Below are 12,441 nucleotides of genomic sequence, written 5' to 3'. Positions count from 1 at the left end.
CTTTGTTTAAGAGCATTTAATTTCTCCAAGTAAGAAATTAATCTAAGATCGAACATAAGTATTTATAATTAGGCATAAGGAGCGCTCTACAAGGCGCTCTTTAACTTTAAAATAAGTTTTTGTTTAGTTTCCATTAACCATTTTGATTCATTTGCATACAGTATTATCACAAGGAATTTCACAGGTTGCTCTGGTCCAGTTACCTTGAATTTCTTGCAGACCTTGTGGGAAGAATCCGTTTGTAACGAACGGATTCTTTTATTTGGAGTTATAAAGTAACTATTTTATTAAAAATTTTCACCTTTTAACTGGACAAGCATATATTGGTGTATGGAGGCATCCACTTATAGAAATCTACCTTTCTTGTCAAAGAGCATGCTTATATGCGTGCTCTTTTACCGTTGTTATGAAATATAGAGACTTCACATACATTAGAAACGTACATACAATAACCATGATCATCTCATTATGAATCATTTTCGATAAACTCCTTAGTCGTAGAAGGCCTTCTTCCAAGGCGTTCTTTAATTTTCAAATAAGGATTTTGTTAAAGAGCTGAATAAAATTCAATATTCTGCTAATACTAATCACAATACAATCTGCTTCTTACCCAGATTGTATCGAATGGAGCAGCTAATGCAATTAACCGCTCCATTTTAATTTTCATTACATAAACCTAATATTTTTGTCCATACTATACAAAACTCACGAAATATTTATACTCCTTAAATTCGTGGATGTAATGTTCTTATAGCAGTTGGCCTTTGCTAGCTGCTTTTTTATATTGCATTAATATTAAGATTAGGTTCTTATTTCTTTTCTACATCATATAATTTCAACCTAAACATCCAGCTCAAAGTGTTACCTCCTATCTTAAAGAGCACTTATGCATGGTGCTCTTTTTTATTTTTTTTCATTTCTGAATAACATTTTTAACCCTGTTCATACTATTTTTGTAACTTAAAGTTACAAACTATTTCTGTAAGCGCAGCGTTTCTTTTGTACAACAAGCAGTTAGTTTTATTAACTAGCTGCTTTGTTGTGCAAAAGAAAGATTTTTTAAACTGCACATTTATTAAGAACACACATAAAATATCATGTGGTATTCTTTTTTCAATTTTAGTTTGGTCATGGAGCGCCTTAAAACGCGCTCTTTATATTTGTAAATAAAAATTTTCCTCAAACATACTCACGGTTTATATTAGTTAAGCATATATTTACATAGACAAGACATAGCTTTTTATTATACATGCGCAATTTTTGTGCATGTTTTTTCTTTAGTCAAATAACTATTTTATTAAAAATCTTTAATGAGCTAATCCTTACAGTTTTGTAATACTAATGTCACTAAAATCAATTTTTTCACTATAAACTCTCTACTATAATTTTCCTTATACACAAACAAGAATTGTTAAGAATTAATTAAGAGACTGTTAAGCCTCAGTTTAAAAATTTTTCACATAATAAAGTTATAGACACACAATAAGGAGCGATTTAAAAATGTCTTTTTCTCAATTAAATATTGATGCTTTTCGAGCTATCAATGATTTAGGGAAGCAATATTCATCCCTAAACTCAACTATGGTATTTTTGGCGGAATATATGGTGTATTTTTTAGGTTTAATTATTATGGCTTATTGGTTTACTCAATCTAGAAAAAATAAAATGATGATTATTCAAGCAATGGCTGCTTTCTTAACTGCTGAAATTATTGGAAAGTTAGCAGGAAAATTGCACTTGAATTATCAGCCATTTGCAGTTTTACCTAATGTTAATAAACTTGTCGATCATGCAGTAGATAATTCATTTCCTAGCGACCATACGATTCTATTTTTTTCAATTTGTTTTTCATTCTGGCTTGTTCGTAAAAAGGCTAGATGGTTATGGCTTGTGCTTGCATTCTGCGTAGCTATTTCTCGTATTTGGGTAGGAGTTCATTATCCTTTCGATGTCATAACAGGAGCTTTAATAGGAATTATTTCAGCACTATTTTCATATTGGTTAACACCGAAAATTACATTCATCAAACAATTACTTAATCTTTATGAAAAAATAGAACAAAATGTAATACCATCCAAAAACAAGTCGAAAAACTTTTGATTAATCTCACAAAGCTAAAAAGATTACATATATTACCGAGTATTTTTCAATATTGTCTTGATCGAAGAGCGCTCCCTTGGGCGCTCTTTAATTTTAAAATAACGCTTTTGTTCAGTTTTCAATAGTTAGGTTAATAGCTCCAGCTTGATCCAAATTTATTAATAAATTTTCTGTAACCACTTTTCCAATCTCGTCAGATACATTCCCAATAACAGTTCCATCTACAAAAATACGTAAACTTCCACAAATGATTTCTATCTTTACATCTTTCACTTTGATTCCCCATTTCTTAATAAAATTCAAATTTGGTCTTACTTTACACCTACACGTGTTTGACTTGCTTCTCGACTAAAACCATCAGGATATCTTTTAGCTAATTTTGCAATATTCATTTCAGCAATATCTTGTAACGTATATCCCAGTTCGTGCGCCATAATTGATAAATAATACAGAATATCTCCAAGCTCTAAGGCTAATTTATAAGTGTTTCCGTCCTCTTCTCCTGGACAATGCGATGGTTGGAAACCATGTCCATGATAAATTGCTTTTTTTACAATATCGGCAACTTCACCAGCTTCGCCTGTAAGTCCTAAAGCTGCATTCGAAACTCGTCCTCCAAAATCAGTTTTGTTATTCCAAGTTCGTAAAGTTGCTTCCTGATAATCATTTAATTCATCAATCGATAAGATACTTGCAATCTGTAAAACTGTAGCTTCATTTATAACTTGTTCCTCATTTTTTGCTTCACTCATTAATTTAGTTGCTTCTAATACACCATTTTCCATAATGTTCATTTTGATTTCCCCTTCCTATTTAGCAAATCCCTAATCCTATCGGACGATTTTCAATTAAATACTTATCAGCTTGATCTATTACAAGAAGCGCAACTTCCGCTTGGTGTCTCCTTAACGTTTTTGCCATCTTCGGCAAGCTCATACCTTGACTCCACATTTCACGAAAACGTACTACATCTCTTTCATCCCAAATGAAGTTAGCTTCTTCTAAAGCGATGTATATTTTTAACCGTGATTCCTTCATCGCTTCATGATTTCTTGCTACACTCATAAGCGAACCTACTTTCTAAAAACGATTATTTTATCTTTTCAGTAAACTTAGTATCCACACGATCAACCTTACCGTTTATCCAAACCGCCACTTGCTCACCAAACCCACTTCCCGGTGGATTGAATGCTGTAACATTTCCATCCTTAACTATTAAAAGTTTGTTGCTGCTAACATCAATTTCTATTTTTCTCATATGTTCCTCTCCCTTTTACTACCGCATGTATTCGACAACATCAGGCTTAAATCCACTTCCTAAGTAAATCCGTACCGGAATTATTTCTTTTTTATCCCTTGCTGCCTTACACAATTCTTCAGCTGTATCCCAATTAAAAAATTTATCTAAAGCTCGTTGGAATCTCCATATTGCTATTACATATTGTTCAAAGATGTCATAGCGATCATCTTGTTTAGTTGTGCGTGGTAATTCATCCGTACCCTTTGCATTTCTTGGAACTTGGACACGTACATCTGCATATGTAACGCGTCCCATTCCTCTTTTTACATTTGCCTTCATTACATCGAACTCACAAATTGCTGGCTCTACATCGAAAATGTTTAGTTGCTTAGGCATGTGCCATCCCACTCTTCTGAATAAGATCCAGTAATTCAATTACCCCTTCCTTGCTTAAAAACATTCTGCCACCTAGCAACTCTATGTTGGTTTCAGAAACTTCCCCCGTGACAAAGCATGACTTTTCATGTTTTCTTAAAACAATGTTTTTACCATCGACATGAAAATCTAGTGCGATTCCTTCGGTAATACCTAAAGTTCTGCGTAACTCTACTGGAATTACTACACGACCTAGCTCGTCCACTTTTCTTGCAACACCTGTGTATTTCATATCTTACTCCCCTTTAGTATTTTTATATTTATTTAGAATCTCATCCAAACGTTTCTTATTATCCTCGAGATCCTCAATTGAAGCTTGCTGTGGTTGTTGTTGCACTGGTTTAAGTTCTTTCTGTTGATGTAACCAATCTGGTACAACTTCAGTTCGATTAGCATAACCTTTACCAGTACGTTTTTTGCTTTGTTGTTGTCTTCGAAATGATGCTTGTGCTACTTCTACATCTTGAATTGTTTTAAAGCCTTGTTGATGCCAATCTTTTAGAATTCCTTTTGTATAAGACCAATTACGTTTATTGTTTTCTAAAGTGATTTTCATTGCTTCAACTACTAACGATTGATTAAGCTCATCTATCCATTGATTAATTTCTTCTCCCATGAATGGAGAGATATGTCCGAAATTTTTCATATAAAAATCGATTGCGAGATTTTCTACTACTAAAGGTCCTTCTTTTTCTTCTTTTTCTTCTTTTTCTTTTTTTTCTTCTTTTTCTATTTCTATTTCTTTTTCTTTTTCTTGTTCTTGTTCTTCTTCTTGTCCCCAAATCGTGCCACGATTCGTTAACGTATCGTTATACGAGTCGTGAATAAATGTTTCAATTAGCTTTTTTATGGACTTTTGCTCTATATGTTTGCAGATTGGAATCAACAAAGATATATTTTTCACTTCTTTTAATTCTTTCTTTATTAAATCTTCAACTGGTTTTCCAGCTTTTTTTAGGTTATATTTCCCCCAATTAAAAATGACTAATTCTCTGGTTTCATTATCATATTTTATTATCTTGTGATAGTCTTCGAAACGTTGCATCAAAGCCTTTATAGTTTCATGTGAATAACCTGTTTCAAAAGCCATTTGTTTTTTTGTTATTTGATACACACCAATTTGTTTAGTTTGTGGGTTAGTTAATAAATATAAGAAAAAGTACTTATCTTCTGGTGTGAAATCTTCTTGCACTTTCACATCATTCCAAAATGAAGTGTGTACTTGTCTAAATATCGCCATCTTTTTCCCTCCTAGTACAAATTGCAATATATGCTTGTCCGCTTTTGATAATTCGTTGAATTCTATAATGCGGATAACAAATACTGAAATATTGCTGTATCATCTGTTTTAATTCATCTTTGCTTTTTGCTAAGTCCCAAAACTTATTAGGTAATAGCACTTGATATTCGATTAAATCCATGTACTATTTCCCTACTTTCCGTGGTATACTTAGAACAACTTATTTTTTAGAAAAGGACCCATTGCCGTGGGTCTTTTTATTTTGTTCTACGTCACTCCAAGCCCATTGTTTTATTGGTTCGTAAGTAATGTAAAGCAACCATGTACTACATGCGATAAACATTGCAAATATAACTAATGATGTTGTATCTTCCACTAAATCACCTCCTTTTGTGCCTCAAGCCAAGCTTCTAAATCCTTTTGCAGAAAAAGTAGTTTACGCCCTTCTCTTATTACTGGAAACCTCGGGTGATTTGCTAATTCATACACTCTGCAAACCGCAATGTTGAGATAAGCTGCGGCTTCTTTCACTCGCATAACCTTATTTGGTTGTGATTGTTGTTGTAAGTCAGCTATTGCTGATCTGATTTCCTCTCTTACAATTTCACGAATAGATTCTTTAATAAATTGTTCTAAGCCCATTTTCTTTCACTCCTTTTAAATTAGTTTCATACAGTGAAACTTATTGTTTAAAATTTTTTTCTTGTTCCTTAAATAATATAGTTGTTTCCTTTCCCAATACTTTAGATATATTAACTGCTACATCATAGTAAACCCTTAAATTCCAATTGATTATTTTATAACAGTATGACTTCGATATCCCTACCCTTTTAGCTAGTTCATGATATTTAAGTCCAGATTCTTCAAATGCTTTTTGAAGTTCTGTTTTAGGTGTATCGGTTTGCATCTGATCACTCCCTTCTGATGCTTACAAGTCCATTATATGTTTCATTGTATGAAACTTCAAGTGTTTTTTATAAAAAATTTCAGAATAGGAAACTTTTTTATTCTTTACGTTTCTTGTCAGGAAACTTTATAATAAACTTAATAGGATTTAGGATTACCGAAAAGTCTTAATAAGGGGAGTTTTTTTATGGATATGAAAGATAGAATAAAACAAATTCGTTTAGAACATAAAATGAACCAAGAACAATTTGGTAAAGAAGTAGACCTTACTAAGGGTACCGTTTCAAAATTCGAAAATGGAAAAGCCTTCCCGAGCCGTGAGACAATAGAAAAAATAGCGAAAAGATTTTCCGTTCCTGTGAACTACTTATATGGGGAAAATAACGAAGCAAACCAGGATGATAATAAATACGAGAAATTTAAAGAAATTATGGCATGGCTAGAACCTCTTCCAAAAGATAAAGAAGATATGGCATTAGACCAGATGTTAGCTATCGCTCAAGCCCTGAATAAACATCATAAGAAAATGGAAAAATAGCCCCTCGAATTAGGATAGGCTATTTTTTTTAATCTCTGCAATATATTCCTCTAATTTTTCAGGAGCGAATTCCTTTACTGTATCTAAGAATAGCATTACAATTTCTTCTTTTGTCACTACTAGTTCCCCCTTGCATCCTGTTATTTATACGTGGACTTTCTAAAAGTGGAAAGTTTTTGTCGTTCCAGTTAAAATGTTTCCATTCCCTTTAAAGCAGAAATGACACTATCTAATAGATAGTGTCATTTCTTGTATTTATATAATTATCCGCCTCCGGGACCTGGATCAATCATGTATAAAATTGTTTTTTGTTCTTTAGCGCTTTGTACTTTATCTTTTTCTGTCACTTGAAAAGCTGTGATAGAAAGACAAGTTACAACTACAATAGATAACACTACTTTTACAAACTTATTTTTCAAGTGCCTCACCACCTTTTATGTATAGTTTAATTATAACATTTCAATGCTTCTTTTGGTAGAAACATATAGAAGAAATCACCTGATTTAGAAAAACTTTCAAGGGATAGTTCTAAGTATCTCTTCCCTTCTTTGCCTCCAACCGCGAGCCCCATATAATACAATTGAAAACTACTAAGATACCCGTTGTTACTTTTTAAGGTCTGTAAAATTCTAATTGCTTTTTCATTCTCACCTAACCTTACATATAAAAAAGCTCTCTCGGCTTCATCTAAATCATCAAAGTTAATAGTATGTAAGTCTCTCTTATGGTATATCCTTAAAAACAAAAGTGTATTAAATACTTTTTCTCTCCTTAATTCTAGTTTCTTATTAGGTGGATCACCAATAACTTTTAGTGACTTTTCCATGTACTCTTTAGCTTTCTGATAATCGGAGAAAACATAACTTTCTCCAATTTTACAATACGCTACCGCCTTAGTACTGACATAACAATTTGTCTCGTCGTTTATTATATCAAAACATTGTTGACGAGATTCTCTTAACTTATTTTCATGAAGATTCACAAAAATCTCCATTTCTTTTATTCTTAACAAAAATGAATCTCTTAAAGAGCGACATTTAATTTTTATAATATCAGGTAATAATTGTTGAATATATTCATTCACCATCTTGTAATTACCTAAATCAAAAAAAGAATATATTGTGTTTAGAATCAACATTATTACAAGTTCATTATCAATATATTTTTGATTTTTTCTCATTTTATCAACTTTCTCAAAGAACACCTTAGATGTAATTGTATTTTCACTTCTTTCTCGCAATGTTTGGTATAAAGGAACCAAGTTTAAGTTTATTCGTACTGTTTTCGAAATACCTTTTTTCATTTCTTTTTTGGTCTCTGTTTCGTTGCTCTTAAATTTATTTATCCGTTGCATAATCATATCTTGAAGTTCATATTCTCCAAACATATCTAACACTTCTAATGCCAATTTTAAATTTTTGTGTGAAAGCGTTGGTATGCACTCTTTAATGCAGTTTCTTCTAAACTTAATATCTTTAGGCTTATATAACCTAAGTGCATCCACAAAGTGCATAAAATCAAATTTACCCTTTTTATTAAAATAACTATTTACAGTTGTGTGTGTTACTTTAAAACGCATCGCTAACTTCCTATTTGTATAACCGGTTGATTTTAGACTTTCTTGCATATCGTTAAAATCTAATAAAACTTGCACAATCTTTGTCCTCCTTATGGACAAAAGACACGTCATCCCTAGTTTTTACATTTACAGAGAAACGTGTCATTATATCTAAGTTGTGTGTTATACTAATGTACGAAGACTTATGACAGTTGTTTTCCCTACTGTGGTTAGGGAGACGGTGTAGGGGTGTTGCAGCACCACTTACACAGTCATGGGTCTTTTTTTATGTCCATTTTTTAGTTATTTTCATAATATCACAAAAATTAGGAATTTTATTTATTTGCTAATCTGAAAATTATTGAGAAAGTTTAATAATTAATATAACAAAGTATTCTTTTATATTGGATAATAATACCTCTTCCACTCATTAAACTTAATATATATATTATGGTTAGTTAGTGTTTTAACAACCACACCACATGTACTATTGCAGCTATTTATCAAACAATTTTAATTTTATTTCCATGTATACAGTAAAAAAAGAGGCCCTATGGCTCTTTTTTTATTCCTTAATAACAATCTAAATATGGTAAAATATACCCATCGCTGATATGTCCAAACATGTAATTTTCATAGCAGCAAAATTACAACTAGACTTATACAACATGATTCAAAACAAATGAAGGAGTGTTTTAAGTGAAAGGACATATTCGAAAAAGAGGAAATAAGTATTGTATTGTTATTGATATCGGGCCTGATCCAGAGACAGGAAAAAGAAGACAGAAGTGGTTTTCTGGGTATAAGACAAAAAAAGAAGCACAGGCTGATGTGGCGAAGAAAATTACAGAGTTGAATGAAGGAACTTTTATAGAGCCATCTAAAGTTACGCTAAAAGATTACCTAAATCATTGGCTAGAAATTAAAAGTATGAGTATACAAAAGAGTACCTTTGCTGGCTATAGGGCATTTATCAACCAACATGTTATACCTAGTATAGGAATGGTCGCACTCCATAAATTAAATGTTATGCACATTCAAAAATGCTATAAGACTGCGATAGATAAAGGTATTACAAATAATTCCATTCTGCTTATGCATAGAATTTTAAAGAGTGCTTTAAACCTAGCTGTAAAACAAAATATTATTTCTCGAAATCCAGCAGATTTTGCTGAGATACCTAAAAAAGAAAAAACCCCTATCCAGACTTGGACAGAGGAAGAAGTAAAAAAGTTTTTAGCTCATTCACAAGAATCACGATATCACATTGGGTATCTACTTGCAATAACTACAGGTATGCGTCTGGGAGAAGTTCTAGGATTACGATGGCAGGACATTGATTTTGAAAAACATACCGTTACAATAAATCAAACATCTGGTCATGACAATAAAATCAAAAAAACTGCAAAAACAAATTCGTCAAAACGCACCATTCCTGTACCTAATGAAACAATAGCAGCCTTAAAAAAACATAAAATTTTAATCAATAAAGAGAAATTAAAGTTTGGTTCTGCTTATCTAGATCAAGATTTAATAAATTGTAATGAGTTTGGAAGAATAATAAAAAGAGCACATTTCAGAAAAAGTTTTATTAGGACAACACACAAAGTAGGTATAAAAGAAATTAAATTCCATGATTTAAGACATACACACGCAACTCTACTATTAAAACAAGGAGTTAACCCTAAAATCATCAGTGAGCGATTAGGTCATACAGATATTTCAATGACATTAAGTGTCTATTCTCATGTTTTACCGAATATGCAGGAAGAAGCAGTTAAAAACTTCGGTAAAAGTATCTTTGGATAACCTATGTTTGCAAAATGTTTGTATTTCATCAAAAAAAGTCAAACAAACGTTGTCATATCAAGGTTTGTTTGACCTATCATCTTATATTCTTGATAAAATCTCCGAATCCCTATTGAAATATTTAATAATGGAGCGTTCTCACCACCACGGGTTATGCATTGGAATCGATATACATAGGAGAAAAAATCTTGTGTTTTTTCATCTTTTATCGGCTCTGACATCGCCTCACAAATATTTTGTGATCTAAGAGGAGAAAAATAGATTTCTTCTTCATTTGTATTTTCTAAATATATAGGACGCTCACAAAAAATATGTGAGATTAAAGCGGGTACCCACTTAGAATACGTTTCATTATCTTGTAGTACTGGCAAATTAGAAATCAAATCGGATTGCCATTCATATTTTGGTGGTTCTACTAATCTATTTGGCTTCCAATCATGAATAATCTCATACCAACTTTGAAAAATATAATCGAGTTGCTCTTGTTTAATAGGTTCTTTTGATACAATCCATGGTATATTTTCATTTAATACATACGGATTATGCTGAATAAACAATATATCCGAAAACATATCATATAATCTTTCATTCAAACGTTTCAACTTACTCGTTAATAAAAACGTCTTATAATGTATCTCTACGATGTCCAGCCATTCAATAGGAAAGTATATAAATGATACCTCTTCATTTAAAAGGGGTTCTACTATATTTTCAAATGTTAGCAGCCTTAATTTTTTCATAAAATGATTCCTTTCTTCGATTGTCTTGATTATCAAAAAGCTAGAACAATAGTTACTTAATCTAATCCATTTAAACGAAGTATTTAAAAGAAAAGTAAAAACTATTTATCTAAACAAAATATTATCAAAATGACTCTTTTAAAAATTAAAAGTAATTATCATATACAGCACCCCCCTTACATTTATATTTCAATACATTTGAATTATACAATTTACTTGGTATATTGTACTTATAATTTACAATAAATTTACAAAAAACTAAAAAAACACCTTAAATCGGTGCTCTCTTTACAAATATTAAGCGTTATGTGACTGAACATATAGATAACAGTAATCCTCCAAATGAAATTGCTCCTAGTAAACCTACTACAAATCCTGTTAAACAAATACAATCAGCGAGACAAATAGAGGACTGCGATAATGGAACGAATGACCTACTTGTACCCGACCCATATTGTTTTATTTTTTCATAATTCATATCTAACATTAAATGTAGACATGTTACACCATCCTCAATAGTATGTACAGATTCTTTTTCTAATCGCTCCAATAATTTACTATCAAAAGAAACTGATAGAGGATACTGCTTATCTAATTTCATATTTTCATAAATTAGTTGCAAACGAGATAACATATTGTTTTTCTTCTTTTCAGATGTTACTGTACATTTCATATTATTAAATTCATTTAATAACAGTGATAATTCATCTCTTTTTCCGTATAAATCTTTAGCTATTTTTCTCTTTAGTTTATACGAATGGAAAATAGATTTTAGTTCAACCATATTCATACACTTCCTAATTACATATTATTTACCCAATTATTTTATAGATAAACAGTACTTTTTAATCTTATTTAAAATACACTCAAGCAACTTATTTTACTATCGATTAACATTACATTAACCTTACACGGTTGTAATAAAATCATTAGCTAGAAGGAAGCAATGCCCAAACTAGACAGATATTTAATGATAAAACCATAAGAAAAAAACAATGATTAGATTTTAAATCTAGTCATTGCTTTATCCATCACATCTTGATTACATCTATATATCTTATTGTTACTCTTTTACTTGAATGATTGAATATATCCATGAATAATGGCTATATTCTTTGTCGGCACGTACATATATAACTAATGTTTTTTAATTGATAAAGTGAAAATTTAATCAGCTCTCACCAATCGGGATTTTATGGGCAGTCCGCCACCTAACTTCTCTTTGCTCTCGCTGAATTTTTTTTGGGATGTTACTACCCGCAACTAGCAAGATAGATGTTATCAATATTCATACGTTACAATAGTACCGGTAGTATCAGTAAAACCATCAAAACAGTTAGAGCAACCACCACAGCCGGCACAACCTCCGCAACCTCCACAACCTCCACAACCAAAACAACCGAAGCAACCAATACAACGGAAGCCACCACAACGGAAGCCGCCACAACGACCTCCACCACAACCGCCACAACGACCACAACCGCCACAGCGACGAGCAGCATCTTCAATATAGTAATACGGATATTGGTTTTGCTGGTCCCAATAGACAATATTTCCAGACCGGTAATCATTAAGGCTTAACGCTTGTAGTTCTTGTTGAAACTGATTCATTTTCATAACCTCCGTTTATAAAATACAACCTCATCAATACTTCCCTATATTCCTGTTCGTTACATCTAAGTAGAAATAGCGCTATAAACTAAGTTCAATACGTACACCAACAAAGTATGACTTATCACTAGATGATGCACCTTGTTCATATACCTATTTTTACTATGGGCTCATTTTTATAAAGTGAAAATTTAATCAGTAGGGTTTTGTTCATCCCCTACCTAACTTCTTTGCTTCCGCTGAATTTTGAGGTGAGGGGCTTAC

19 protein-coding genes are annotated in these 12,441 nt (G+C 31.8%); 3 read left to right on the top strand and 16 right to left on the bottom strand.

The genetic code is table 11. The features are described 5' to 3' along the window. Positions 1 to 1,500: 1,500 nt before the first annotated feature. On the top strand, positions 1,501 to 2,100 hold the full coding sequence (locus D1166_RS25665) for an undecaprenyl-diphosphatase (protein WP_098318742.1): 600 nt from the start codon (positions 1,501 to 1,503) through the stop codon (positions 2,098 to 2,100). 111 nt (positions 2,101 to 2,211) lie between these two features. Here D1166_RS25665 and D1166_RS31390 read toward each other — a convergent pair whose 3' ends face one another. The 11 genes from D1166_RS31390 to D1166_RS25620 are packed head-to-tail and all read right to left on the bottom strand — an operon-like array spanning position 2,212 to position 5,922. Next, positions 2,212 to 2,373 (bottom strand): hypothetical protein, encoded by a 162-nt coding sequence (locus D1166_RS31390; protein WP_165851676.1) that lies wholly within the window; start codon positions 2,371 to 2,373, stop codon positions 2,212 to 2,214. Positions 2,374 to 2,411: 38 nt separating this feature from the next. Next, the gene (locus D1166_RS25660; RefSeq protein ID WP_097861958.1) at positions 2,412 to 2,894 is read right to left on the bottom strand and encodes a nucleoside triphosphate pyrophosphohydrolase family protein; all 483 of its coding nucleotides are present in this window, start codon (positions 2,892 to 2,894) and stop codon (positions 2,412 to 2,414) included. A gap of 19 nt (positions 2,895 to 2,913) precedes the next feature. Continuing rightward, the gene (locus tag D1166_RS25655) at positions 2,914 to 3,165 is read right to left on the bottom strand and encodes a hypothetical protein (protein WP_061113076.1); all 252 of its coding nucleotides are present in this window, start codon (positions 3,163 to 3,165) and stop codon (positions 2,914 to 2,916) included. A gap of 25 nt (positions 3,166 to 3,190) precedes the next feature. Further along, on the bottom strand, positions 3,191 to 3,358 hold the full coding sequence (locus D1166_RS25650) for a DUF3954 domain-containing protein (protein ID WP_064774789.1): 168 nt from the start codon (positions 3,356 to 3,358) through the stop codon (positions 3,191 to 3,193). Between the two features lie 18 nt (positions 3,359 to 3,376). Next, positions 3,377 to 3,736: a cell division protein SepF gene (locus D1166_RS25645; protein WP_098318741.1), complete on the bottom strand. Its 360-nt coding sequence runs from the start codon at positions 3,734 to 3,736 to the stop codon at positions 3,377 to 3,379. Then, a complete protein-coding gene (locus tag D1166_RS25640) occupies positions 3,729 to 4,007 on the bottom strand; it encodes an AbrB/MazE/SpoVT family DNA-binding domain-containing protein (RefSeq protein WP_061113074.1) in 279 nt (92 codons plus the stop codon). The genes D1166_RS25645 and D1166_RS25640 overlap by 8 nt, the downstream gene beginning before the upstream one ends. Positions 4,008 to 4,010: 3 nt before the next feature. Next, positions 4,011 to 5,015 carry a DnaD domain-containing protein gene (locus tag D1166_RS25635; protein WP_098318740.1) on the bottom strand — a complete coding sequence of 335 codons (1,005 nt, stop codon included), beginning with the start codon at positions 5,013 to 5,015 and terminating at the stop codon, positions 4,011 to 4,013. Continuing rightward, entirely contained in the window at positions 5,002 to 5,196 is a 195-nt protein-coding gene (locus D1166_RS25630) for a hypothetical protein (RefSeq protein ID WP_098673271.1), read from the bottom strand. The genes D1166_RS25635 and D1166_RS25630 overlap by 14 nt, the downstream gene beginning before the upstream one ends. 39 nt (positions 5,197 to 5,235) lie before the next feature. Beyond that, the gene (locus tag D1166_RS31385; RefSeq protein WP_097952064.1) at positions 5,236 to 5,391 is read right to left on the bottom strand and encodes a hypothetical protein; all 156 of its coding nucleotides are present in this window, start codon (positions 5,389 to 5,391) and stop codon (positions 5,236 to 5,238) included. Next, positions 5,391 to 5,657 carry a helix-turn-helix domain-containing protein gene (locus D1166_RS25625; protein WP_097952063.1) on the bottom strand — a complete coding sequence of 89 codons (267 nt, stop codon included), beginning with the start codon at positions 5,655 to 5,657 and terminating at the stop codon, positions 5,391 to 5,393. The genes D1166_RS31385 and D1166_RS25625 overlap by 1 nt, the downstream gene beginning before the upstream one ends. A 40-nt stretch (positions 5,658 to 5,697) precedes the next feature. Beyond that, positions 5,698 to 5,922, bottom strand: coding sequence for a helix-turn-helix domain-containing protein (locus D1166_RS25620; RefSeq protein ID WP_001192731.1), 225 nt, complete (start codon positions 5,920 to 5,922; stop codon positions 5,698 to 5,700). A 186-nt stretch (positions 5,923 to 6,108) separates the two neighbouring features. On the opposite strand from D1166_RS25620, the gene D1166_RS25615 reads away from it, so the two are divergent. Next, positions 6,109 to 6,459, top strand: coding sequence for a helix-turn-helix domain-containing protein (locus D1166_RS25615; RefSeq protein ID WP_086396617.1), 351 nt, complete (start codon positions 6,109 to 6,111; stop codon positions 6,457 to 6,459). 263 nt (positions 6,460 to 6,722) lie between these two features. On the opposite strand, the gene D1166_RS31380 is transcribed toward D1166_RS25615, so the two are convergent. Continuing rightward, complete coding sequence (locus tag D1166_RS31380) at positions 6,723 to 6,878, bottom strand: hypothetical protein (protein ID WP_165851675.1); 156 nt, start codon at positions 6,876 to 6,878, stop codon at positions 6,723 to 6,725. A gap of 26 nt (positions 6,879 to 6,904) precedes the next feature. After that, a complete protein-coding gene (locus tag D1166_RS25610; protein WP_098318738.1) occupies positions 6,905 to 8,113 on the bottom strand; it encodes an AimR family lysis-lysogeny pheromone receptor in 1,209 nt (402 codons plus the stop codon). Between the two features lie 603 nt (positions 8,114 to 8,716). Between D1166_RS25610 and D1166_RS25605 the strand changes: the two genes are divergently transcribed. Beyond that, positions 8,717 to 9,826 carry a site-specific integrase gene (locus D1166_RS25605; protein ID WP_098318737.1) on the top strand — a complete coding sequence of 370 codons (1,110 nt, stop codon included), beginning with the start codon at positions 8,717 to 8,719 and terminating at the stop codon, positions 9,824 to 9,826. A 38-nt stretch (positions 9,827 to 9,864) separates the two neighbouring features. Here the strand turns inward: D1166_RS25605 and D1166_RS25600 are convergent, their stop codons facing one another. The 3 genes from D1166_RS25600 to D1166_RS25590 form a co-directional block, all read right to left on the bottom strand. Then, the gene (locus D1166_RS25600) at positions 9,865 to 10,566 is read right to left on the bottom strand and encodes a pPIWI_RE module domain-containing protein (RefSeq protein ID WP_098318736.1); all 702 of its coding nucleotides are present in this window, start codon (positions 10,564 to 10,566) and stop codon (positions 9,865 to 9,867) included. 304 nt (positions 10,567 to 10,870) lie between these two features. Further along, positions 10,871 to 11,356, bottom strand: coding sequence for a homoserine dehydrogenase (locus tag D1166_RS25595; RefSeq protein WP_098318735.1), 486 nt, complete (start codon positions 11,354 to 11,356; stop codon positions 10,871 to 10,873). A gap of 491 nt (positions 11,357 to 11,847) precedes the next feature. Then, positions 11,848 to 12,177: a heterocycloanthracin/sonorensin family bacteriocin gene (locus tag D1166_RS25590; protein ID WP_118043479.1), complete on the bottom strand. Its 330-nt coding sequence runs from the start codon at positions 12,175 to 12,177 to the stop codon at positions 11,848 to 11,850. Positions 12,178 to 12,441: the final 264 nt, after the last annotated feature.

This window comes from Bacillus sp. ISO11, from assembly GCF_003458115.1.
GTDB classification, from domain to species: domain Bacteria; phylum Bacillota; class Bacilli; order Bacillales; family Bacillaceae_G; genus Bacillus_A; species Bacillus_A cereus.
This window is presented reverse-complemented; position numbering and strand designations above follow the sequence as displayed.